The 22203-nt window shown below is 72.3% G+C and carries 20 protein-coding genes; 4 read left to right on the plus strand and 16 right to left on the minus strand.

All coding sequences use genetic code 11. The features are described 5' to 3' along the window. Positions 1-32 precede the first annotated feature (32 nt). The 9 genes from ACE3UN_RS11595 to ACE3UN_RS11635 all read right to left on the minus strand — a co-directional run bounded on the left by ACE3UN_RS11595 (position 33) and on the right by ACE3UN_RS11635 (position 10648). Positions 33-554 (minus strand): MarR family winged helix-turn-helix transcriptional regulator, encoded by a 522-nt coding sequence (locus ACE3UN_RS11595; RefSeq protein ID WP_374675103.1) that lies wholly within the window; start codon positions 552-554, stop codon positions 33-35. Next, the gene (locus ACE3UN_RS11600) at positions 554-2329 is read right to left on the minus strand and encodes an acyl-CoA dehydrogenase (RefSeq protein WP_374675104.1); all 1776 of its coding nucleotides are present in this window, start codon (positions 2327-2329) and stop codon (positions 554-556) included. Before ACE3UN_RS11600 ends, ACE3UN_RS11595 begins: the two co-directional genes overlap by 1 nt. Position 2330: 1 nt before the next feature. Beyond that, positions 2331-3059 (minus strand): ABC transporter ATP-binding protein, encoded by a 729-nt coding sequence (locus tag ACE3UN_RS11605; RefSeq protein WP_374675105.1) that lies wholly within the window; start codon positions 3057-3059, stop codon positions 2331-2333. A gap of 4 nt (positions 3060-3063) precedes the next feature. Further along, on the minus strand, positions 3064-4830 hold the full coding sequence (locus ACE3UN_RS11610) for an ATP-binding cassette domain-containing protein (RefSeq protein ID WP_374675106.1): 1767 nt from the start codon (positions 4828-4830) through the stop codon (positions 3064-3066). A 1-nt stretch (position 4831) separates the two neighbouring features. After that, positions 4832-5869, minus strand: coding sequence for a branched-chain amino acid ABC transporter permease (locus ACE3UN_RS11615; protein ID WP_374675107.1), 1038 nt, complete (start codon positions 5867-5869; stop codon positions 4832-4834). A 63-nt stretch (positions 5870-5932) separates the two neighbouring features. After that, complete coding sequence (locus ACE3UN_RS11620; protein ID WP_374675108.1) at positions 5933-7084, minus strand: ABC transporter substrate-binding protein; 1152 nt, start codon at positions 7082-7084, stop codon at positions 5933-5935. An 80-nt stretch (positions 7085-7164) separates the two neighbouring features. Then, entirely contained in the window at positions 7165-7935 is a 771-nt protein-coding gene (locus ACE3UN_RS11625; protein WP_374675109.1) for an SDR family NAD(P)-dependent oxidoreductase, read from the minus strand. Between the two features lie 14 nt (positions 7936-7949). Next, complete coding sequence (locus ACE3UN_RS11630) at positions 7950-9830, minus strand: feruloyl-CoA synthase (RefSeq protein WP_374675110.1); 1881 nt, start codon at positions 9828-9830, stop codon at positions 7950-7952. Beyond that, positions 9827-10648 carry a crotonase/enoyl-CoA hydratase family protein gene (locus ACE3UN_RS11635; RefSeq protein WP_374675111.1) on the minus strand — a complete coding sequence of 274 codons (822 nt, stop codon included), beginning with the start codon at positions 10646-10648 and terminating at the stop codon, positions 9827-9829. Before ACE3UN_RS11635 ends, ACE3UN_RS11630 begins: the two co-directional genes overlap by 4 nt. Before the next feature lie 136 nt (positions 10649-10784). On the opposite strand from ACE3UN_RS11635, the gene ACE3UN_RS11640 reads away from it, so the two are divergent. Beyond that, positions 10785-11657 carry an amidohydrolase family protein gene (locus tag ACE3UN_RS11640; protein WP_374675112.1) on the plus strand — a complete coding sequence of 291 codons (873 nt, stop codon included), beginning with the start codon at positions 10785-10787 and terminating at the stop codon, positions 11655-11657. 6 nt (positions 11658-11663) lie between these two features. On the opposite strand, the gene ACE3UN_RS11645 is transcribed toward ACE3UN_RS11640, so the two are convergent. Then, the gene (locus ACE3UN_RS11645; RefSeq protein ID WP_374675113.1) at positions 11664-12368 is read right to left on the minus strand and encodes a GntR family transcriptional regulator; all 705 of its coding nucleotides are present in this window, start codon (positions 12366-12368) and stop codon (positions 11664-11666) included. Between the two features lie 81 nt (positions 12369-12449). Here ACE3UN_RS11645 and ACE3UN_RS11650 point away from each other — a divergent pair, with 81 nt between their 5' ends. After that, the gene (locus ACE3UN_RS11650; protein WP_374675114.1) at positions 12450-13523 is read left to right on the plus strand and encodes a Rieske 2Fe-2S domain-containing protein; all 1074 of its coding nucleotides are present in this window, start codon (positions 12450-12452) and stop codon (positions 13521-13523) included. Beyond that, complete coding sequence (locus ACE3UN_RS11655; protein ID WP_374675115.1) at positions 13520-14485, plus strand: 2Fe-2S iron-sulfur cluster-binding protein; 966 nt, start codon at positions 13520-13522, stop codon at positions 14483-14485. Before ACE3UN_RS11650 ends, ACE3UN_RS11655 begins: the two co-directional genes overlap by 4 nt. 31 nt (positions 14486-14516) lie before the next feature. On the opposite strand, the gene ACE3UN_RS11660 is transcribed toward ACE3UN_RS11655, so the two are convergent. The 3 genes from ACE3UN_RS11660 to ACE3UN_RS11670 all read right to left on the minus strand — a co-directional run bounded on the left by ACE3UN_RS11660 (position 14517) and on the right by ACE3UN_RS11670 (position 18106). Then, positions 14517-15671 (minus strand): FG-GAP repeat domain-containing protein, encoded by a 1155-nt coding sequence (locus ACE3UN_RS11660; RefSeq protein ID WP_374675116.1) that lies wholly within the window; start codon positions 15669-15671, stop codon positions 14517-14519. A 150-nt stretch (positions 15672-15821) separates the two neighbouring features. Continuing rightward, complete coding sequence (locus tag ACE3UN_RS11665) at positions 15822-16976, minus strand: FG-GAP repeat domain-containing protein (RefSeq protein WP_374675117.1); 1155 nt, start codon at positions 16974-16976, stop codon at positions 15822-15824. Between the two features lie 125 nt (positions 16977-17101). Continuing rightward, positions 17102-18106, minus strand: a complete 1005-nt coding sequence (locus ACE3UN_RS11670; protein ID WP_374675118.1) for a helix-turn-helix transcriptional regulator — start codon at positions 18104-18106, stop codon at positions 17102-17104. Positions 18107-18205: 99 nt separating this feature from the next. Between ACE3UN_RS11670 and ACE3UN_RS11675 the strand changes: the two genes are divergently transcribed. Further along, the gene (locus tag ACE3UN_RS11675) at positions 18206-19339 is read left to right on the plus strand and encodes a hypothetical protein (protein WP_374675119.1); all 1134 of its coding nucleotides are present in this window, start codon (positions 18206-18208) and stop codon (positions 19337-19339) included. A 31-nt stretch (positions 19340-19370) separates the two neighbouring features. On the opposite strand, the gene ACE3UN_RS11680 is transcribed toward ACE3UN_RS11675, so the two are convergent. The 3 genes from ACE3UN_RS11680 to ACE3UN_RS11690 form a co-directional block, all read right to left on the minus strand. Next, positions 19371-20036 (minus strand): histidine phosphatase family protein, encoded by a 666-nt coding sequence (locus tag ACE3UN_RS11680; protein ID WP_374675120.1) that lies wholly within the window; start codon positions 20034-20036, stop codon positions 19371-19373. 96 nt (positions 20037-20132) lie between these two features. Beyond that, positions 20133-21137, minus strand: a complete 1005-nt coding sequence (locus ACE3UN_RS11685) for a 2-dehydropantoate 2-reductase (RefSeq protein WP_374675121.1) — start codon at positions 21135-21137, stop codon at positions 20133-20135. After that, positions 21134-22201: an alpha/beta hydrolase family protein gene (locus tag ACE3UN_RS11690; RefSeq protein ID WP_374675122.1), complete on the minus strand. Its 1068-nt coding sequence runs from the start codon at positions 22199-22201 to the stop codon at positions 21134-21136. Before ACE3UN_RS11690 ends, ACE3UN_RS11685 begins: the two co-directional genes overlap by 4 nt. Positions 22202-22203: the final 2 nt, after the last annotated feature.

The following is a 22203-nucleotide window of genomic DNA, read 5'->3' on the forward strand; positions in this document are numbered from 1 at the left end:
CTGACGGGGCCAGGGCGGCGCGGCGCGGCGGCTCAGCCGCCGCGGGGCCGCTGGCTCGCCACGCGCTGCAGCAGCTCGATCAGCAGGGCCTGCTCCCCGGGGCTCAGCACCGCCAGGGCATCCTGCTCCATGACCAGCGACACCTCGCGCGCCCGCTTCACCAGGGCTTGCCCGGCCGGCGTCAAGCGCACGAGCTGGGCGCGGCGGTCGCGCTCGCTGCGCTCACGGCGCACCCAGCCCTGGGCCACCATGCGGTCCAGGGTGACGGCCAGGTTGGGCGGCGACACGTCGAGTGCCAGCCCGAGCTGCTTCTGGTTGACCTCGGGGTTGCTGTCCACCAGCACCAGGATGGAGAACTCCACGGCCTTGAGCCCCAGCGGCCCGCCCATGTGGCGCTGGAAGCTCTTCTTGAGCTCCAGCGACGCCCGGGTGCTGGCATAGCCCACCAGGTGCATCAGCCCGCCCTGGTCCAGCGGCGCATCGTGCGGCCCGGCCGGCACCGCGCTGTCGTGCGCGACCGGCTCGGGTGCCGGACGCGAGGCAGCGGCGCCCATCACCGGGCTGGCGCGGCCGCCGCCGCCTCCGGCAGGAACGGCAGCTCGGCGCGGGCGCGTTCCACCGCCGCCAGCCGCCGCGGCAGCTCGCCGCCGAGGTAATCGGCCTGGAAGCGGGCGCGTTGCAGCTTGGCCTGGTAGAAGGCCACGTCCGGTGCGCCGCGCGCCAGCGCGTTGCGCGCCGCCACCTCGCTGCGCGCCCAGGCGCAGGCCAGCAGCGCCTCGCCCAGCGCTGCCAGGAAATCGTCGGCCGCGCGGTAGGGCCACTCGACATCGCCGGCCGCGCCCTGCACCAGCGAGTCGGCGCACTCGCGCACCGCCTGCAGGCCCAGCCGCAGCCGCTGCGCCTGCGGCGCGCCCTCGGCCTGGGCGCCGGCCCAGTCCAGCAGCGCGTTCAGGCGCTGGCCGCCGTCGGGCAGCACCTTGCGCAGCAGCAGGTCGATGGCCTGGATCTCGTTGGTGCCCTCGTAGATCATGGCCACGCGGCTGTCGCGCACCACCTGCTCGATGCCGCTCTCGCGGATGTAGCCGTGGCCGCCCCAGATGCCGAGCGCCTGGTCGGCACCGGTGTGCCCCAGCTCGGTGAGCAGCGACTTGACCACGGGCGTCAGCAGGCTGGCTCGGTCGGCCGCCGCCGCACGCCCGCCCGGCTCGGGGTGGGCGGCGGATTCATCCAGCGCCTGCGCCGCCCAGTAGGCCAGCACGCGCGCGCCCTCGGTGCGCGCCTGCAGCGTCCACAGGGTGCGCCGCACGGCCGGGTGCCAGGCGATCGTGTCGGCCGGTGCGGCGGCTGCGCCCTCGGGCCGGCGCGGCGCACGCGACTGGGCGCGCTCGACGGCATACCGCACCGCGTTCTGCGTGGCCACTTCCAGGTGCCCCAGGCCCTGCAGGCCGACATGCAGGCGCGCCGCGTTCATCATGAGGAACATGGCGGCCAGCCCGCGGTGCGGCTCGCCGAGCAGCCAGCCGGTGGCCGCCTCGAAACGCATCGTGCAGGTGGCGCTGCCCTTCAGGCCCATCTTGTGCTCGATGGCGTCGCAGTGCACCGCGTTGCGCTGGCCGTCGGGCAGCCACTTGGGCACGAGCAGCAGCGACAGGCCCTTGGTGCCGGCCGGGGCGCCCGACAGCCGGGCCAGCACCAGGTGGACGATGTTGTCCGTGAGGTCGTGGTCGCCGCCGGAGATGAAGATCTTCTGGCCGGTGACGGTGAAGCTGCCGTCGGCCTGCGGCTCGGCGCGCGTGCGCAGCAGGCCCAGGTCGCTGCCGGCATGCGGCTCGGTCAGGCACATCGTGGACAGCCAGCGGCCGCTGGTCACGGGCTCGAGGTAGCGCTCGCGCAGCTCGGGCGTGGCATGGGCATGCAGCACCTCGTACGCGCCGTGCAGCAGGCCGGGGTACATGGTCCAGCCGTGGTTGGCCGCAGCGAGCATCTCGTACAGCGCGGCGTTGAGCAGCTGCGGCAGCCCCTGGCCACCGCAGGCCGGGTCGCAGGCCAGGGCCGGCCAGCCGCCGTCCACGAAGGCCAGGTAGGCCGCGCGGTAGCCGGGCGGCGTGCGCACCTGGCCGGCGTCGAGGGTGCAGCCGGCCGCGTCCCCGGGCCCGTTCAGCGGGGCCAGCACCTCCGCGGCGAACCGGCCGGCCTGGGCCAGCACCTCGGCGGCAGTGTCGGCATCCAGCGCGTCGAAGGCCGGCATCGCGGCCCAGGCGCGCGGCGCCTCCAGCACCTCGTCGATCACGAAGCGCATGTCGCGCAGCGGGGGGTCGTAGCGCCACATGTCAGTGCTTCTTCGCGCCGAGGTAGGTTTCCACCACGCGCGGGTCGCCCGCCAGCGCCGAGGCCGGGCCTTCCAGCGCGATGGCGCCCGTCTCCAGCACATAGCCGTGGTCGGCCACCTCCAGCGCGGCGCGCGCGTTCTGCTCGATGAGCAGGATGCTCACCCCGGTGGCACGCAGCGCGGTGATGGTGCGGAAGATCTCCCGCACCACCAGCGGCGCCAGGCCCAGGCTGGGCTCGTCGAGCATGAGCACCTTCGGCCGGCTCATCAGCGCGCGGCCCACGGCCAGCATCTGCCGCTCGCCGCCCGACAGCGTGCCGGCCAGCTGCAGGCGGCGCTCCTTCAGGCGGGGAAACAGCGTGTAGACCTCGTCCAGGGTGGAGCGCCAGTTGGCCACCCGCTGCTTCATCGGCCGGAAGCCGCCGAGCACCAGGTTGTCCTCCACCGGCATGGTGCCGAACAGCTCACGCTTCTCGGGCACCAGGGCCAGGCCGGCCATCACACGCTCCTCGAGCGTGGTCTGGGCGATGTCCTGGCCGTCGAAGCGGATCGCGCCGCGCGCGGGCAGCACGCCCATGATGGCATTGAGGGTGGTGGACTTGCCGGCGCCGTTCGGGCCGATGACCGTGACCACCGCGCCACGCGGCAGCGTGATGTCCAGGCCGGAGAGCACCTCGGCCTTGCCGTAGCCGGCATGCAGGCCGGCGATCTCGAGAATCGGTGTGCTCATGGTGTCAATGCTCCGTGCCCAGGTACGCGGCGCGCACCACCGGGCTGGCCTGCACCTCCGCCGGCGTGCCGGCCACCAGCTTGGTGCCGAACTCCATCACCACGATGTGGTCCACCAGGCCCATCACGAAATCCATGTCGTGCTCCACCAGCAGGATGGACAGGCCTTCGGCCTTGAGCTGGCGCAGCACCTCGGCCAGCGCCTGCTTCTCCTTCAGGCGCAGGCCGGCGGCCGGCTCGTCCAGCAGCAGCAGGGACGGGTCGGTGCACAGCGCCCGCGCGATCTCCATCAGCCGCTGGGGCCCGAGTGCCAGGTTGCCCGCGAGCTCGTGCATCTGGGCCGTCATGCCGATGCGGGCCAGCTGCACTTCGGCCTCGGCGAACAGGCGCCGCTCCTCGTCGCGGTCCAGCCGCAGCATGGCCCGCGTGACGCCGGAGGACGTGCGCAGGTAGCCGCCGAGGGCGACGTTCTCCAGCACCGTCATCTCGGAAATCATCTTCACGTGCTGGAAGGTGCGGCTCATGCCGCGCCGCGCGATCTCGCGCGAGGGCAGGCCGGCCACGCTCTGGCCGCGGAAGACCACTTCGCCCGAGGTGAGCGACAGCACGCCGGACACCAGGTTGAAGGTGGTGGACTTGCCCGCGCCGTTGGGGCCGATCAGGCCCATGATCTCGCCGGCGCGGATGGAGAAGCTCACGTCGTTGACCGCCACCAGCCCGCCGAACTGCTTGCGCACGGCCTGCACGTCCAGCAGCATCGAGCCGGGCTCGGGCTTGTCGCGCGTGGGCAGCGGTGCGGCGCCCTCCCAGTCGCGCTCGCGCTGGCGCGCCGGCAGCCAGCGCTGCACGAAGGGCCACAGGCCGTCGGGCGCGTACTTGAGCACCAGCACGAGCACCAGGCCGAACACGATGATCTCGAAGTTACCGCTGGTGCCGATGAGCCGGGGCAGCAGCACCTGGAGCTGGTCTTCCACGAGCTTGACCACCGCCGCGCCGGTGAAGGCGCCCCAGACGTGGCCCACGCCGCCCAGCACCGCCATGAACAGGAACTCGATGCCCTTGGCCAAGCTGAAGGGCGACGGGTTCACGGTGCGCTGGAAGTGCGCGAACAACCAGCCCGACACCGCCGCCAGCAAGGCCGCCAGCACGAAGGCTGTGAGCTTGTAGCGGAAGGTGGAGATGCCCATGGCCTCGGCCATGGTGGAGCCGCTCTTGAGCGCGCGGATGGCGCGGCCAGGGCGCGAATCGAGCAGGTGCGTCACGCCCAGCGCCGCGGCGAGCGCGACGATCCAGATGAGCACGTACATCGCCCGCTCGTCGGCCAGGCTGATGCCGAAGAACTCCAGCGCCGGCACGCCGAGCAGGCCGTCGTACTTGCCCAGGAACTCCATGTTGGACATGGTGTAGTACAGCGCCAGGCCCCAGGCGATGGTGGCCAGCGGCAGGTAGTGGCCGGACATGCGCAGCGTGAGCAGGCCCAGCACGACGGCCACCGTGGCCGCCAGGGCCAGGCCCACGAACAGCGTGAGCCAGGGCGACACGCCCACCGTCAGCGACAGGTAGGCCGAGGTGTAGGCCCCCAGGCCGACGAAGGCCGCCTGGCCGAAGGACGTGAGGCCGGCCACGCCGGTCAGCAGCACCAGGCCCAGCGAGACGAGCGCGTACAGGCCGATGTAGTTGAGCTGGGTGATCCAGAAATCGGGCACCGGCAGCAGCGGCAGCACCAGCATGGCCGCCGCGAACAGGGGGAAGGCGAGGGAACGCAGACGCATGTCAGTGCTCCTCCGTGTGCGGGTCGCGCAGCGACCGCCACAGGAGGACGGGCAGGATGGCGGAGAAGACGATGACTTCCTTGAAGGCGCTGGCCCAGAACGAGCCGAAGCTCTCCAGCAGGCCCACGCCCAGGGCGCCCACCAGGGCCAGCGGGTAGCTGGCCAGGCCGCCGAAGACGGCCGCCACGAAGCCCTTCAGGCCGATGAGGAAGCCCGAGTCGTAGAACACGGTGGTGGTGGGCCCGATGAGCAGGCCCGACAGCGCGCCGATGAAGGCGGCCATGGTGAACGACAGCCGGCCGGCGCTGGTGGACGAGATGCCCATCAGGCGCGCGCCGAGCCGGTTCACCGCCGTGGCGCGCAGCGCCTTGCCCCACAGCGAGCGCTCGAAGAACAGCCACAGCATCACGATGAGCGCGAGCGACACGGCGAAGACGATCAGCGTCTGGCCCGACAGGGTGAGCGGCCCCACGCTGAAGCGCTCGTCCCAGAAGCTGGGGTTGCGGAAGCCCTCGGCGCCGAAGAAGTACAGGCCCAGGCCGGTGAGCGCGAAATGCACGCCGACCGACACGATGAGCAGGACCAGCACGCTCGCATCCGCCAGCGACTCGTAGGCCAGGCGGTAGATCAGCGGGCCGAAGGGCGTGACCAGCGCCAGCGTCAGCGCCGCCTGCACGAGCAGCGGGAACTGCTGCGGCGCCGCCCACCACACCACCGCCGAGATCACCACCGGGTAGGCCACCTGCGCCAGCACGGCCTTGGCCACGCGGGCGGGCGCGTGCCGCGCACGCAGGCCCTCGACCAGCTCGGACGCGCCTGCCAGCCCCGCCAGCACGAGCAGGAACCACACGGTGCCCGGCACCTGGCCCTGCTGCAGCATGGCGAGCGTGAGCGCGCCGAAGGCGACGAACTCGCCCTGGGGGATGAAGATGACGCGGGTCACGGCGAAGAGCAGCACCGTGGCCAGGGCCAGCAAGGCATAGACGGCGCCATTGGTGACGCCGTCGAGCGCGAGGATGCTCGCGATGGTGAGGTCCATGGGAATCCGGTGGAAGATCCGGTGAAGAGGGCACCGCCCGGCCAGGCCGGGCGGTGCCGGGGATCAGGGCTCGACCTTCCAGTCGCCGTTGACGACCTTGATGACCAGGCCGGTCTCGGTGGTGAAGCCCCAGTGGTTGCTCTTGGTGTAGTTCAGCACGCCGTGCGCGACCACGGTGCGGCCCATCGACTCGGTGGCCGTCTTCAGCGCCGCGCGGAACTCGGGCGTGCCAGGCTTGGCGGTCTTCAGGGCCACCGGCACGATCTTCTCGAGCACCACGATGGCGTCGTAGGCGTGGCCGGCGAACTGGTTGCGGTTGCCCACGCCGTAGGCCTTCTCGTACTTGGCCACGAAGTCGGTGGCCAGGGCCTTGGACGGGTGCCCCGCGGGCAGCTGCTCGGGGATCACCGCGGGACCGGAGGCGACATAGGCGCCTTCGACGTCCTTGCCGCCCACGCGCATCAGGTCGCGCGTGGCCGCGGCGTGCGTCTGGTAGATCTTGCCCTTGTAGCCGCGCTCGACCACCGCCTTGTGCGGCATGGCGGCGCCGCTGCCCGAGGCCACCAGCAGCATGGCATCGGGGTTGGCCGACACGAGCTTGAGCGCCTGGGCGGTGACGCTGGTGTCGCTGCGCGCGAAGCGCTCGGTGGCGATGACCTTGGGCCCGCCCAGCACCGTGGACTGGTCCTGGAAGTCCTTCAGCCAGCTTTCACCGTAGGCGTCGGTGTAGCCCAGGAAGCCCACGGTCTTCACGCCGTTCTTCTTCATGTGCTCGATCATGGCGTGGGCCATGACCGCGTTGCCCTGCGGCAGGCGGAACATCCAGGCGTCGCCGCCGGCGGGCGTGACGGCCGGCGAGAACGCGAAGTGCGGCGTCTTGGCCTCGGCCATCACCGGCGCCATGGCCACGGCCACCGGCGTGGCGGCCGAGCCCATGACGATGTCGGCCTTGTCCTCGCTGACAAAGCGGCGGGCGTTGTTGACGCCCTTGGTGGGGTCGGTGGCGTCATCGAGCACGATGACGTTGAGCTTCTCGCCGGCGATCTCCTTGGGCCACAGCTTGATGTAGTTGGCCATGGGGATGCCCAGCCCCGAGGCGGGGCCGGTGAGCGGCAGGCTGACGCCGATGGTGATGTCGGCCTGGGCCGCACCGGCGGCCATCAGGGCCACGGCCGCCGCCGCAAGGCGGGTGAGGGAACCGAAGGCGCGTGTCATCGCTTGTCTCCTGTGCTTCGGGGTTGAGGAACCATATCAGTGGCGACCCCTGGCCGCCGCTGGCGTGAACCCGAGGAATGTCAACGGGGCGCCATTCGCAGCGCACCATCGAGCCGGATCACCTCGCCGTTGAGGTGCCCGTTGGTGACGATGTGCGCCGCCAGCGCCGCGAACTCGGCCGGCTGGCCCAGCCGCTTGGGGAAGGGGATGCTCGCGGCCAGGCCGGCCTGCACCTCGGCGGGCAGCTCGGCCAGCAGCGGCGTGGCGAACAGGCCGGGCGCGATGGTGCACACGCGCACGCCCCACTGCGCCAGGTCGCGCGCCAGCGGCAGCGTCATGCCGACCACGCCGCCCTTGGACGCCGCGTAGGCCTCCTGGCCCACCTGGCCGTCGAAGGCCGCCACCGAGGCGGTGTTGACGATCACGCCGCGCTCGCCGTCGGTGCCCGCCACGGGGGCCTGCGCCACCAGGCGCGCGGCGGCCAGGCGCACCACGTTGTAGGTGCCCACGAGGTTGATGCGCACCACGCGCTCGAAATCCTCCAGCGGGGCAGGCGTGCCGTCCTTGCCCACCACCCGGCGCGCGGTGCCGATGCCGGCGATGTTCATCACGATGCGGGCCGTACCGTGGCGTGCCTGCGCCGCGTCCAGCGCCGCCGTGAGCGAGGGCGTGTCCGTGATGTCGCAGCGGCAGGCCAGGCCGCCGATCTCCGCGGCCACGCGCTCGGCGCCGGCCGCGTTCACGTCCAGCACGGCCACGCGGGCGCCCTGGCGCGCCAGCTCGCGCGCCACCGCCTCGCCAAGGCCGGAGCCACCTCCGGTGACGAGGGCGGCCTGTCCTTCGATGTGCATGATGCGTTCCTCGTTCAGGCGGTGCGGGGCAGGATCACGTAGGGGTCGCTGTCACCGCCTTCGTACAGCGCGTCGACCAGCGCCGCGCGGTGGCTGAGCACCGCGCGCTGGTTGATGGACCCCTTGTCGGTGAGCTCGCCGCGGTCGATGGAGGGCGGCTCCGCCAGCACATGCCAGCGCGCCGGGCGGCTGGCACTGCCGGTGGCGCTGCGCCACAGGCGGTCCGCCAGCGCCTGGAAGAACCCGCGGACCGCCGGGTGGTGCAGCACCTCGGGCAGCGGCGCGTCCTCCGGTGCGCCGGCCAGGCGGCGGCATTCCTCGGCCCGCGGGAACACCAGCAGGCCGATCTCGTCGCGGTTCAGGCCCGCCACCACCACGTCCTGCACGCAGGGGTGGCCCTCGGCCACCACCTTGGCGCGCAGCGGGCCCACGCTCACGAAGGTGCCGGTGGACAGCTTGAAGTCCTCGGCCGTGCGGCCGTCGAACAGCAGGCCGCGCTGCGGGTCGGCCGGGTCGACGAAACGCACCGCGTCGCCGGTGCGGTAGAAGCCTTCGGCGTCGAAGGCCTCGGCGGTCTGCGCCGGCGCTCGCCAGTAGCCGGGCATCACGTTGGGACCGCGGAAGCGGATCTCGGTCTTGCCGTGCACGGGGTCCTGCGGGTCCGGCACCAGCTTCACCTCCACGCCCGGCACCGGCAGGCCGATGTGGCCGGACGCGACGTCGGTGCCCACCGCGAAGGTGCAGGACGGCGCGGTCTCGGTCATGCCCAGGCCGGTGACGATGCGCACCCGCTCGCCCACGGCGGCCTCCGCATGCGCGTCGAGCTTGTCCCACACCGCCTGCGAGAGCCCGGCGCCAGCGAACATGAAGGCCTGGACGCGGGCGAACAGGCGGTCGCGCAGCACGGGGTCGGTGTCCATGGCCGCGGCGATCTGCTCGAAGCCCTTGGGCACGTTGAAGTACACGGTGGGCGAGATCTCGCGCAGGTTGCGCAGCGTCTCGGCGATGCCGCCGGGCGTGGGTTTGCCGCCGTCGATGTACAGCGTGCCGCCGTTGTAGAGCACGATGCCGACGTTGTGGTTGCCGCCGAAGGTGTGGTTCCACGGCAGCCAGTCCACCAGCACCGGCGGCTCGTCGGCCAGGAAGGCCATGCACTGCCGGATCATCTGCTGGTTGGCGCACAGCATGCGGTGCGTGTTCACCACGCCCTTGGGCTGCCGCGTGGAGCCCGAGGTGAACAGGAACTTGGCCACCGTGTCAGGGCCCACCGCCGCGTGCGCGGCGTCCACGGCCGCGCCGGGCGGGGTGGCGAGCAGCTCATCGAAGGCCAGCGTGGGACGGCCCTCCAGCGAGCCCTGCCCCAGCACCACCGGCACGTCGAGCGGGACCACCGCCTCGATGGCACGGCCGTACGCCGGCGTCGCGGCGAACACGAGGCCCGGCGTCACCGTCGCCCAGATGTGGCGCAGCTTGGCATGGTCCTGCGAGACCAGCGAGTACGCGGGCGAGATCGGCACGTACGGCACGCCGGCCCACAGGGCACCGAGCGCGAGCGTGAGGTGCTCGATGTCGTTGTCCGAGAGGATGGCCACCGGCCGCTCGGCCGACAGGCCGCGCTCCAGCAGCGCCTGCCCCACGGCCTGGGCGCGCCGCAGCATCTGCGCGTAGCTCACGTGGCGCCAGGCGCCGCCCTGCGTGGGGTCGCGCTGCGCGACGAAAGGACGGTCCGGCGCCTCGGTCGCCCACTGCTCCAGCGCGTCGGTCAGGCGCGGCGGGAACCAGCGCAGCGGCTCCGGCGAGCGCAGGATGAGCGACCCGTCGTCGCGGCGCTCCACCTGCACCTGCACGCAGCCGCCCACGTGGGCGCTGCGGTAGCGCGGCGCCCCGGCGCTCATGACTTGGTCACCTTGCCGGCCCGGCCTTCGAGGAAGGCACGCAGGCGCTCCTTGGCCTCGGGCGTGCTCTCCGCCACGGCCGCCATGAGCGACTCGGTGAACAGGCCCTGGTCCTGCGACTGGTCGGCGATGCGCGGCAGCGCGTGCATCACCGCGAAGTTCGACATCGGCGCGTTGCCGGCGATGCGGCCGGCCAGCGCCACGGCGTGGGCGAAGCCTGCGCCGTCATCCACCGCGTACTGCGCCAGCCCGGCATGCACGCCCTCGTCGCGGTCGTACACGCGGCCGGTGAGCATCATGTCGGTCATGCGCGCCACGCCCATCAGGCGCGGCACCCGCACCGAGCCGCCGCCGCCCACGAACAGGCCGCGCTGCCCCTCGGGCAGGCCGAAGTAGGTCGACGCCTCGGCCACGCGGATGTGGCAGGACGAGGCGAGCTCCAGGCCGCCGCCCACCACGGCGCCGTGCAGCACGGCGATCACCGGCACGCGGCCGAACTGGATCTGGTCGAAGGCCGCATGCCACATGCGCGAGTGCAGCACGCCCTCGCCCACGTCCCGCTCCATCAGCTCGGACAGGTCGAGCCCGGCGCAGAAGTGCGCACCCTCCCCGGTGAGCACCACGGCACGCGTGGTCTCGGGCAGGTTGACGAAGGCCGTGTGCAGCTGCGTGATCAGCGTGTCGCTCAGCGCATTGCGCTTGGCCGGGCGCATGAGCCGCAGGTGCGTCACCGGCCCCGCGTGTTCGATGCGCAGCAAGTCCAGCGAAGCCAGCAGGCCGTGCGCGGGGGTGAAGTCCAGGGGGGCGGCAGTGCTCATGGTGGGCGAGATGTTTATTTGATTTAACTAAACATCTGCCCACGTCCGCACCCCTCGGTTACCCGTAGGTGGAAGTCCCAGGGCGGTCTATTTGGTTATGACATAGAAATATCAGGCTGCCACGCAGGAGAGCCGGATGAACCCCGACGCGCTGATCGCCATCGACACCCACACACACCTGGAGGTGTCCTGCCGCAACCCCTTCGACGCCTACGGCGAGGAGTACGACCGCGCGGCCGACAAGTACTTCCGCTCCAGCCGCCGGCCGACGATGCAGGAGACGATCGACTACTACCGCGAGAAGAAGATCGGCTTCGTCAACTTCTGCGTGGACGCCGAGGCCCAGCTGGGCCGGCAGCGCATCCCCAACGAGGAGATCGCGGAGGCGGCCGCGGCCAACCCGGACATCATGATCGCCTTCGGCAGCATCGACCCGCACAAGGGGAAGATGGGCGCGCGCGAGGCACGCCGACTGGTTGAACAATGCGGCGTGCGCGGCTTCAAGTTCCACCCCACGGTGCAGGGCTTCGAGCCGGCCGACCGCATGGCCTGGCCGATCTACGAGGTGATCGCCGAGCACAGGCTGCCGGCCATCTTCCACAGCGGGCACTCGGGCATCGGCTCGGGCATGCGCTGCGGCGGCGGGCTGCGGCTGCAGAACTCCAACCCCATGCTGCTGGAGGACGTGGCCATCGCCTTTCCCGACATGCAGATCGTGGTGGCCCACCCCTCGTGGCCGTGGCAGGACGAGGCCATCTCGCTGGCCATGCACAAGCCCAACATCTGGATCGATCTGTCGGGCTGGAGCCCGAAGTACTTCCCGGCCCAGCTCGTGCAGTACGCCAACACGCTGCTGAAGGACCGCATCCTCTTCGGCAGCGACTTCCCGCTCATCACGCCGGAGCGCTGGATGTCCGACTTCGAGGAAGCCGGCTTCAAGGACGCGGTCAAGCCGCTGATCCTGAAGGAGAACGCCTGCCGGCTGCTGGGGCTGCGCGCCGCGGCCTGACCGCCGTCAGGACGGCGACGGGATCAGCCGCGCGTAGCGCAGGCCCACCCACGCGTGCTCGCGCATGAGCGCCTCGGCACGCGCCGACTCGCCCTGCGCCAGGGCGTCGACGATGAGCCGGTGGTGCATCTGGGCCAGGCGGATCTTCTCGAACTCGCGCGCCAGGTCGCCCCGGTCGATCACGATGGAGTCGGCGGAAGCGAACGGCAGGTGGTTGTTGCGCGCGATCGCGTCGGCGATGACCCGGCTGCCGGTGCCCAGCACGATGGCACGGTGGAAGCGCTGGTTGAGCTGCGCCCAGCGGTCGATCTCGGCCTGCCCCAGCGTGCCCACCGCGAGCACGGCATCGCCCTCGGCCAGGCAGGCCTGCAGTTCGTCCCGGGTGGCGGCATCCCACCCGGCCTCCGCCAGACGGCGCGCCGCCAGGCCTTCGAGCACACCGCGCACTTCCACCGCGCAGCGCACGTCGGCCTCGGAGAAAGCCCGCACCACCAGGCCGCGCTTGCCGGCCTTCTGCAGCAGCCCCTCCTGCTCGAGCGTGCGGAAGGCCAGCCGCACCGGCGTGCGCGACACCCCCAGCGCCTCGGCCACCGGGATCTCGGCCAGGCGCTCGCCCGCCGCGAACCGGCCCGCCATGATCATCTGGCGCAGCGCCGCCACCACGCCCAGGGCGCCGGATGCGGGTAAATCCTGAGACTCTATTGGATCCATTTGAAGGCGATTCTATTGATCAAACGACTCTCCACACCAACAATTGGATCCATTCATTGCATCCTACGGATGGAGACCCGCATGTTCCCCCGAAACGCCTGGTACGTGGCCGCCACGCCTGACGAGATCGCCGACAAGCCCCTGGGCCGCACGGTGTGCCAGGAGCGCATGGTGCTCTGGCGCGACGCCGAGGGCCAGGTGCACGCGCTGGAAGACCACTGCCCGCACCGCGGCGCGCCGCTGTCGTTGGGCTTCGTGTGCGATGGCCGCCTGACCTGCGGCTACCACGGGCTGCAGGTGGGCGCCGATGGCCGCACCGTGGCCATGCCCGGCCAGCGCGTGGGCGGCTTTCCGGCCGTGCGCCGCTTCCCGGCCGTGCAGCGCCACGGCTTCGTGTGGGTCTGGCCGGGCGAGCCTGCGCTGGCCGACCCCGCGCGCATCCCGCACCTGGCCTGGGCCGAGAGCCCCGAATGGGCCTACGGCGGCGGGCTGTACCACATCGGCTGCGACTACCGCCTCATGGTGGACAACCTCATGGACCTGACGCACGAGACGTATGTGCATGCGGGCAGCATCGGCCAGAAGGAGATCGACGAAACCCCCTGCACCACCCGCACGGCCGGCGACGAGGTCATCACCAGCCGCTTCATGCAGGGGATCGAGGCGCCCCCCTTCTGGAAGATGGCCCTGCGCGCCAACGGCCTGCCCGACGACCAGCCCGTGGACCGCTGGCAGATCTGCCACTTCCACGCGCCCTCGCATGTGCTCATCGAGGTGGGCGTGGCGCTGGCCGGCCACGGCGGCCACGCCGCGCCCGACGCGGTGAAGGTGTCCAGCATCGTGGTGGACTTCATCACCCCCGAGACCGAGACGACGCACTGGTACTTCTGGGGCATGGCGCGCCATTTCCGGCCGGACGACGCCGCGCTGACCGCCCAGATCCGCGAGGGCCAGGGCCGCATCTTCTCGGAAGACCGCGCCATGCTCGAGCAGCAGCAGGCCAACCTGCTGCGCTGGCCCGACCGGCGCCTGCTGGCGCTGAACATCGACGCCGGCGGCGTGCAATCGCGCAAGGTGATCGACCGGTGGATCGCCGCGGAGCGCGCCGGCATGGCGGCGCCCACCGCGCCGACGCCCACCGCCGCCGCCGCATGAGCGCCACGCCTACCCTGGCCGTGCGCGTGGCCCGCAAAGTGCCCCTGGCCGAGGGCATCTGCGGCCTGGAGCTGGTGGCGGCAGACGGCGGCCCCCTGCCCGCCTTCACCGCCGGCGCGCACATCGACCTGCACCTGCCCGGGGGCCCGGTGCGGCCGTACTCGCTGTGCAATCCGCCTGGCGAAACGCACCGCTACCGCCTGGGCGTGCTGCGCGACGCCGCCTCGCGCGGGGGGTCGCAGGCGGTGCACGAGCAGTTGCAGGAGGGCCAGGTGCTCGCCATCAGTCCGCCGCGCAACCTGTTCGCGCTGGTCGACGACGCGCCCGCCAGCCTGCTCATCGCCGGCGGCATCGGCATCACCCCGTTGCTGGCCATGGCGGCCCGGCTGGCCGCCGCGGATGCGCCGTTCCAGCTGCACTATGCGTCCCGCACGCGCCGGTACGCGGCCTTCGTGGATGAACTCGCGCGTGCCCCTTATGCCAGCCGGGTGCATCTGCACTTCGACGACGAGGCCGCAGGGCCGCTGCCACTCGACCGCGTGCTGGACGGCGCTGCCGAGGGCACCCACCTCTACGTGTGCGGCCCGGCCGGCCTGATCCAGGCGACGTTGGCGGCTGCCCGCGCGCGCGGCTGGCCCGAGGCGCGCCTGCACCATGAGTCGTTCACCCCGGCGCCGGTGCCAGGCGGCCAGGCGGGCAGCTTCGAGGTGGCGCTGGCCTCCACCGGCCAGGTGGTGGCCGTGCCGGCGGGCCAGACCATCGTGCAGGCGCTGGCCGCCGCGGGCGTCGAGGTGATGACGTCCTGCGAACAGGGCGTCTGCGGCACCTGCCTCACCCGCGTGCTCGCGGGGCAGCCCGACCACCGCGACAGCTATTTGACCCCCGAGGAGCGCGCCGCCAACGACCAGATGCTGGTGTGCTGCTCGCGCTCCCGGTCGCCGCGGCTGGTGCTGGACCTGTGAAGGCACGCCGCCCCGGCGTCCGGGGCGGGGCTCACTCGCCCCAGGACAGCACGAAGTTGGACCCGCTGTAGCTCACGCCGCCGTTGAGCAGCAGCACACGGCGGTCGTCCAGCGTGGCCGCCAGGTGGCCGCAGCCGGGGTAGCGGTCCTGCACCTGGGCCACCTTGAGCCACTTCAGTGGCGAACGGCCTTCGAACAGCAGGTCCGGTGCCACGTCCACCAGCGAGTCCTTGCAGTCCAGCCGGGCGACCACGACGTAGATGTCCCGCAGGCCATCGCGGTTGAAGTCACCCACCGTGAGCGCGCGGCCGTTGGCACCGAGCTTCACGTTCAGCGCGGGGCTGTCGAAACGCTCACCCGTGCCGCTGTTGAGCCACACCTGCAGGTAGTTGCCCGAGGAGAGCACCACCAGGTCCTGCCGGCCGTCGCCATTCATGTCCGCCAGCTTGGCCGCCTTCCAGCCCCCGGCGTTGGCCGGCGTGTGCCATTCCAGGAAGTCGCCGGCCTGGTCGTTCACGAAGATGTGCGCCGGCAGCCGGCCGTCGCAGACCACCAGGTCGTCCCAACCGTCGCCGTTCAGGTCTCCGCGCTCCGCGCACTGGAAGCCCTTGCCGCCCGTGGCGCGGGTGATGTGCTCGACGAAGCCCGCGCCCGCCTGGTTGAGGAAAAGGTGGTTGTGGTTCACGTTGCCGTCCGGCCGCACCGTGGCCTCGTTGGTCAGGTAGACGTCCGGCCAGCCATCGTGGTTGAAGTCGAGGAAGACGGGGATGCGACCGCGGCCGAACGGGTCCTCCGCACCATGGTTCAACTGCTTGTTGAACAGCCCCGTGTCGTCCTGGAGCCACAGCTCCTTCGGGCCCTGCCCCACGCCCTTGCCCCCGCCCACGGCGCAGTACAGGTCGAGCCGCCCGTTGCGGTCGACGTCGGCGGCGTCGCAGTCGTGCCGGTCCACCCAGTCGAACACCTGCTCGCCGGGCACATAACCACCGTCGGTGGCATACCAGATCCGGTCGTCGCTGTCGTGTCCGCTGATGAACAGGTCGTCCCTGCCATCGCCGTTGAAGTCCGCGACCACGGCGCCCCAGGCCCTGGAGGTTTCCAGGTAGGTGGCCTGGTACTGCGCCTGCACGTGGAACGCCAGCAGGCTGGCGGCTGCGGCCAGCGCCGCACGCTTGAAGGGTGACATGGGGATCCTCCTGATGTGGGTCTGTGCCGGGCCGGCAGAAGCCGTCGGCAGACACCAACATAACGGGACAGATACACTTTGTCACCAGCAAAAAGGCGCGCACCTGCCTAGTTAGGCGGGTGCCGTGCGGAGAAGCTGATCTGGATCAACTCAGTTGTCCCAGGACAACACGTAGTTCGCACCACGATGGCCCACGCCGCCGTTCATCAGCAGCACCCGGCCGTCGTCCACCGTCTCGGCCAGTGATCCGCATCCGGGGAACTCGGACTGGGGCTGCGGCACCATGGCCCAGCGCTGCCGGGGCCGTCCCTCGAAGACCAGGTCCGGCGATCGGTCCACCCCCAGCGTGCGGCAGTCGGTGCGGCTGAGCACCACGTACACGTCGCGGCGTCCGTCGCCGTTGAAGTCCCCCACCGCCACCGACTGCGCATTCACGGCCAGGGCCACGTCCAGCGCGGGCGCATCGAAATGCATGCCCGTGCCGGTGTTCAGCCACACCTGGAGGCGGTTGCCCGCGACGATCAGCACGAGGTCGTCGAGTCCGTCGTCGTTCATGTCCGCCAGGCGCGCCGAGCGCCACGCCACCGCATTCGCGGGCGTCTGCCACGGCTCGAAGTCGCCGGCCCGATCGTTCACGTACAGGCGGGCCGGCGACACCACGTCGCACACCACCAGGTCGTCCCAGCCGTCGCCGTTCACGTCGCCCCGCTCGGCGCACTGGTGCCCCTGGGGACCGGTGGCACGGGTGGTCTGCGCCAGGAAGCGTGCACCGCCCTGGTTGATGAACAGGTGGTTGTGGTTCACCTGGCCGTCCGGCCGCTGCGTCGCCTCGTTGGTGAGGTAGATGTCGGGCAGGCCATCGCGGTTGGCATCCAGGAACACCGGGATGCGGCCGCGCCCGTACGGGTCCTCGGCGCCGTGGCCGGCGGCGAGCGTGAACACGCCATCGCTGCCCTGCAGCCACAGTTCCTTCGGGCCGGTGCCCACGCCACGGCCGGCACCCACCGCGCAGTACAGGTCGAGCCGGCCATTGCCGTCCACGTCAGCGGCATCGCAGTCGTGGCGATCCACCCAGTCGAAGACCTGGGCCGCCGGCACATAGGCGTCTGCGGACCGGTACCAGATGCGGTCGTCGGCATCGTGCCCGGTGATGAACAGGTCGTCCTGGCCGTCGCCGTTGAAGTCGGCCACCACGACGCCCCAGGCGCGTGAGGTCTCCAGGTAGGTGGCGGCGTACTCCGCGCGACAGCCGAGCGCGGTCATCGCCAGCGCCGCCATCGCGAGCGCGCGAATCGAAAAGTGCATGAGGTTCCTCGGTGGTGGGGGGGTCGGCAGTGACGCCGGACACCGGGCCCCGTCACTGCGGGCGGCATGTTAGGTGCCGGTCGACCCCGGCCGTGTGTCGACCCACCGTCCCGCAGGGCCAGCGATTAGGGATGGGGCGTGGCGTCCCAGTAGTGCAGCGCCGCCTCGCGCAGCGCCTGCGCCACGCGCTGCACCAGCGACGCAGGCGCCAGCACCTTCACGCCCGGTCCGTGCCGCAGGATGTCCATGGCCAGCTCGGTGGCGTCGGCAAAGGGCAGCTCCATGCGCAGCGTGCCGTCCGGCTGCGCCGTCAGCTTCTGGGCCGGGTGCCACTCTTCCTGCGCCACCCACTGGGCGGCCTCGCGGTCGAACGCCAGCGTGGCCCACTGCGCCGCCTTGCCGCTGAAGATGCCGTAGCCGCCGTCGAGCTCGGCCTCCACGGTCTCCAAGGGAATGTCGCGCGCGGCCACGTCGACCGCCTTGGCCGAGCGCACGGCGTCCAGGGCGAACCGGCGCAGCGCCTGCGCCGTGTGGCACCAGGCGTCCAGGTACCAGGTGTTGCGGTAGTGGATCAGCCGCTGCGGTGACACCGTGCGCTGCGTGGTGTCCTGCCGCCGGCGGCTGAAGTACGCCAGCTCGAGCCGCTGGCGTGTGAGCAGCGCGCTGCCCACCACCTCGAAGCCGCGTGGCGGCACGGCGCGGCGCGCGGGGGCCGCGATCTTCACGCGGCGCATGAGCTCACGCGATTCGCTGTCGCTGGCGCCCAGCATGCCGTGCAGCTTGTCCAGCAGCGGCTGCAGGTGACGCCCCAGCACCCCGCCCGCATCCAGCCCGCTGATGAGCTGGTGCAGGGTGAGCAGCGCGTAGATCTCCGCCTCGCTGAACCACACGCCGGGCAGCTGGTGGGCGGGCCCCGCCCCGGGGCCGCCCGGCGTCGGCCCCGCAAAGCGGTACACGTTGTCGTCGCGGTCGTAGACGATGGGGGCGTCCATGCGGTCGCGCAGGTACTGCAGGTCACGCTTGAGCGTGGCCCGTGAGACCTCGAGCTCGCCCTGCAGCGCCTGGAAGCTGACACCCCCGCGCGAGGTGATCAGCCGTTCGATCCGGTAGAAGCGTTCGGTGCGGTCCATGCGCCCCCACCGTACCACAGGCTCACGTGCTGAGCCTGTATGCATCCACAGTGGCGTCCATGGGGTGCATGGTGTGCCCCGCCAGCCAGGAGCTACCGCATGGCCACCGCCCAATCCGCCTTCGCCTTCGACGACCTCCCGCCCCCGGCGGGCCGGGCGCGCGCTCAGCCGCTGCGACGCAGCGTCGCACGGGCCGAGGCACCGGCCATGCCGCCGGGCGACGAACCCGACCCCGCCTTTCTGCTGGGGTGGGACCACGCCCGCCACGGCCTCGTGCCGCCGGTCGATTGCCTGCAGGGCGGGCACGCTGTGGAGCAGGGCTGGCTGGCCGGCCGGGCCGCCTTCGGGCGCCGCACCCTGCGCGGCGGCCGGCACGTGCAGCGCTGGCTGGCGCTGCGCCTGGCCGCCTGGGCGCAGGGGGAAGCCTTCGAGGACCTGCTGGTCACGCCGAACTTCCTGGCGCAGATCGACGCCGCCCGCTGTCCCGTGACACGCCAGCGGCTGGCAGGCGATGCCGACGCGTGCCCCGACGACGTGCAGGGCATGCCCGTGCGCCTGAACCAGCGCGCCGGCCACGCCGCCGGCAACCTGGCCGTCGTCTCGGCCGCGGTGCGGCACGCCGCGCAAGGTCTGCGCTGGGACGAAGCGCGGCTGAACGGCGTGCTCGCCGAGGCGCGCGCCAGGGACGGCCTGGCCGTCCCGGCCGGCCTGGGTGCGTCGGAATGGGCGCGCCTGTCCACGCTGATGTCCTTTGCCACGCCGCTGCCGCACGAGGTGGCCGCGGCCCTGCCGCTGCGGGCGCTGCCGCCCAACCGGGTGCGGCTGATCAACCCCATCCAGGGGCTGCAGGCGTTGGTCACCCTGCAGCTCACGCACGAGGGCTTCGCGGTGCGGGTGGCCCGGCTGGCCAGCCTGCTGCCTGGCCTGGCCCTGCGACGTGACTTCCAGCTGTTCTTCCACACGCTGCTGCCGCGCGCCTGGGCGGGTGGCCGCCCCGCCAGCCCGGCGGTGATGCGCGACCGCCTGGAGGACGCGTGGGCCCACCCTGACGTGCTGCGCCGCTGGCAGCGCCTGGCCAGCCAGCTGGACGCCGAGCAGGCCGATGCGATCGTGCAGCGCGCCGTGGCGCAGGGCCTGGCGGCCGGCCTGCCCGGCGCCACGCGCAGCCAATGGCACCCGGCCGTGCAGGCCACCGACGGCTGGGCGCTGGCCAGCGCCGGGCGCGCCCACTGACGTCCCCCGGCGCCGCCGCGCCGGCACCGCCTCAGGAGTAGGTCACCCAGTCCGCCAGGTCCGGCTTGTGCAGGTGGGGCAGGCCGTTGAAGCTCAGCAGCGACATGCGCCGCGGCCCGGCCACCAGCTCGGTGACCGAGCTGTTGCGGATGCGCAGGTTCAGCTCGACGGTGGCTTCCGGCGCCAGGCCCAGCACCCGGCCCACGGCCACCGAAATGGGGCCGCCGCTGGACACGACCAGCACATGGCCGCCGGGCGCGGCCGCCTCGGCGAGTGCGGCGCCCACGCCATCGGAGAAATCGAGGAAGGCCGGCATGCCGGCGGGCACGCTGCGGCCGTGCATCCAGGCCACCAGGCCGTCACGCAGCAGGCGAAAGTGCTGCCTCACCGCCTCGGGTGTCGTGGGATGGGCCAGCTCACCCGCGTGGACGGCGCGCACGATGGCCTCGGGGTCGTACTCGTTCAGCCCCGGCGCCTCCACGGGCAGGGCCGCCTGGCCCAGCCCCTCGGCGATGCCGGCGTAGGTCTCGCGGTGCCGACGCAGCGTGCCGGTGACGACATGGTCGAAGCGCAGGCCCATGCTGCGGAAGTGCTCGCCCAGGGCGCGGCACTGCCGGTGGCCCAATTCGCTCAGGCGGTCGTAGTCGTGGCTGCCGAACGAGGCCTGGCCGTGGCGGACGAGGTAGAGGGTGCCCATGGCGGCCGATTGTCCCGGGGCCCCCGCCCTGCGCCTGTCACCGCCGCGACGCCGGGCCGGCGCCGCGGGGCGTGACGGAGCGCGCCCGCGCGCCGCTCAGGCCGCGGGCTGGGGATACAGGCCGTGCACGCGGCCGAACAGCCGGGCCAGGCCGAACAGCGCGTCCACGTTCGGCGTGGCCACGCCCAGCCGCCCCGCGATCTCGTGCACCACGCCGACGATGCCGTCCAGCTCGATCGGCCGGCCGGCCTCCACATCCTGCAGCATGGACGTCTTGAAGGCCCCCAGCCGCGCCGTGATGGCGTGGCGGTCCTCCGGGGAGGGCTCGATGGGGCAGCCGATGCGCGCTCCCACCTCCGCCGCCTCCCGCATGGCGGCCGAGCAGAAGGCGCGCACCAGCGGGTCGGCGAGGATGCGGTCGGTGGTGGCGCCGGTGAGCGCGGACACCGGGTTCATGGTGAGGTTGCCCCACAGCTTGAACCAGATGTCGCGCCGCACGTCGGGCGAGTGCGTGACCTCGAAGCCCGCGTGGGCGAACAGGTCCACCACCGCCTGCACCGCGGGGCTGTGGCCGCCGCGCGCTTCGCCCAGGATCAGCCCCTGGCCGAAGCCATGCTGCACCAGCCCCGGTTGCGGGCTGGACGCCGCGATGTGCACCACGCAGCCGATGACGCGCTCATGCGGGATCGCCTCGGCGATGTGGCCGCCAGGGTCCACGCTCTGCAGGGGCTGCTCGCCCACCCCGGGCACGCCCTGGCAGAACCACCACGGCACCCCGTTCATCGCCGGCAGCACCCGCGTGTGCGGCCCCAGCAGCGGCCGGATGCCGGCGGCCACCGCCGCGAGCGCCGGCCCCTTCACGGCGATGACCACCAGGTCCTGCGGGCCGAGCGCCGCGGGGTTGTCGCTCACCTGGCCCACGGGGGCGTGCAGCAGGTCGGCGCCGTCACCGCCCGCCTCGCGCAGGCGCCAGCCGTGCTGGCGCAGGGCCGCCAGCGTTTCGTGCCGGGCCAGCGCGCTCACCTGGGCGCGCCCCGCGCGCGCCAGGCGCGCACCGATGAAACCGCCGATCGCGCCGGCGCCGATGATGCAGATCTTCATGCCGGCGACTGTAGCGGCGCCGGCAGCGGCGACAGCAGCCCCGCCGTGCGGGCGAGCTCGGCCTGCCACTGGCGCGCCCAGCCCGACAACGCATCGGGTTGTGCAGCGAACTGCTGCTGCAGGAACGCCGCGGCCAGGGTCTTGGTGGCCGTCTTCACCTGGCGGTTCATCTCCGCCCCGCCAGACACCTGGCGGTCGGTGAACACGCTGTGGCCCCCGCGCTGGAACACGGCCAGGGCCTTGCGCGGGTCCGCCACCGCCTCGAACACGGCGATGCGGTCTTCCACGCCGGAGTGGTAGCCCGGGATCTGGATCACGTCCTCGTTGCTCGTCACGTGCAGCGTGGGCACGCGCACCGGCGCGAGGATCGCCGACAGGTCGCGCTCCCCATAGAACGGCGGCGCGGAGAGCACGATGCCGGCCCGCCAGCGGGCATCGGCCAGCTCGTGGCGGACCCCGGGCCGCTCCACCCGCGCCCCCACCGACAGCAGCGTCGTGTTGGCGCCGTAGGAATGGCCCGCCACCACCAGCCGGTCGCGGTCCACGCGCTCGGCCATCCCGGCCAGCGGCGACGCGCCGTCCGGCGGCGCCAGCAGCCGGTCGAGCGCGAAGCGCAGGTCCAGCACCCGGTGGACCGCCTCTTCCTCGCGCGCCGCGTGCTGCAGGCGGCTCACCAGGGTGAGCGGGTTGCCCAGCCACAGCGAGCGGTCGCTGCCGGTGTGCTGCACGTGCAGGCAGGCCCAGCCGAGCGCAGCCAGATGGCGGCCAAGGTAGCTGTAGCCCACCCGTGAGCCGCCGATGCCGTGGGAGAACACCACCAGCGGCACCGTGGCCCGCGGCTGCGGCGTCGAGGGCCAGTACAGGCGCGCGGGCACCGGCCGCTGGCGCGCGCCGTCCACCCAGTCCAGGTCCAGCGGCAGCACGCGCGCGGCGCGCTCGTCCACCGACAGCAGCTCGCCGGGTGCGGCCGGCGGCGCGCTGGCGTCCTCCCGCGCCTGCAGGCGCCACGGCGCCAGGGCCAGGCCCAGCCCGAGGGCGGCGCCCAGGACGTCGCGGCGGGACACGG

The sequence above is a fragment of the Ideonella sp. genome, assembly GCF_041918995.1.
Taxonomy (GTDB): domain Bacteria; phylum Pseudomonadota; class Gammaproteobacteria; order Burkholderiales; family Burkholderiaceae_C; genus Ideonella.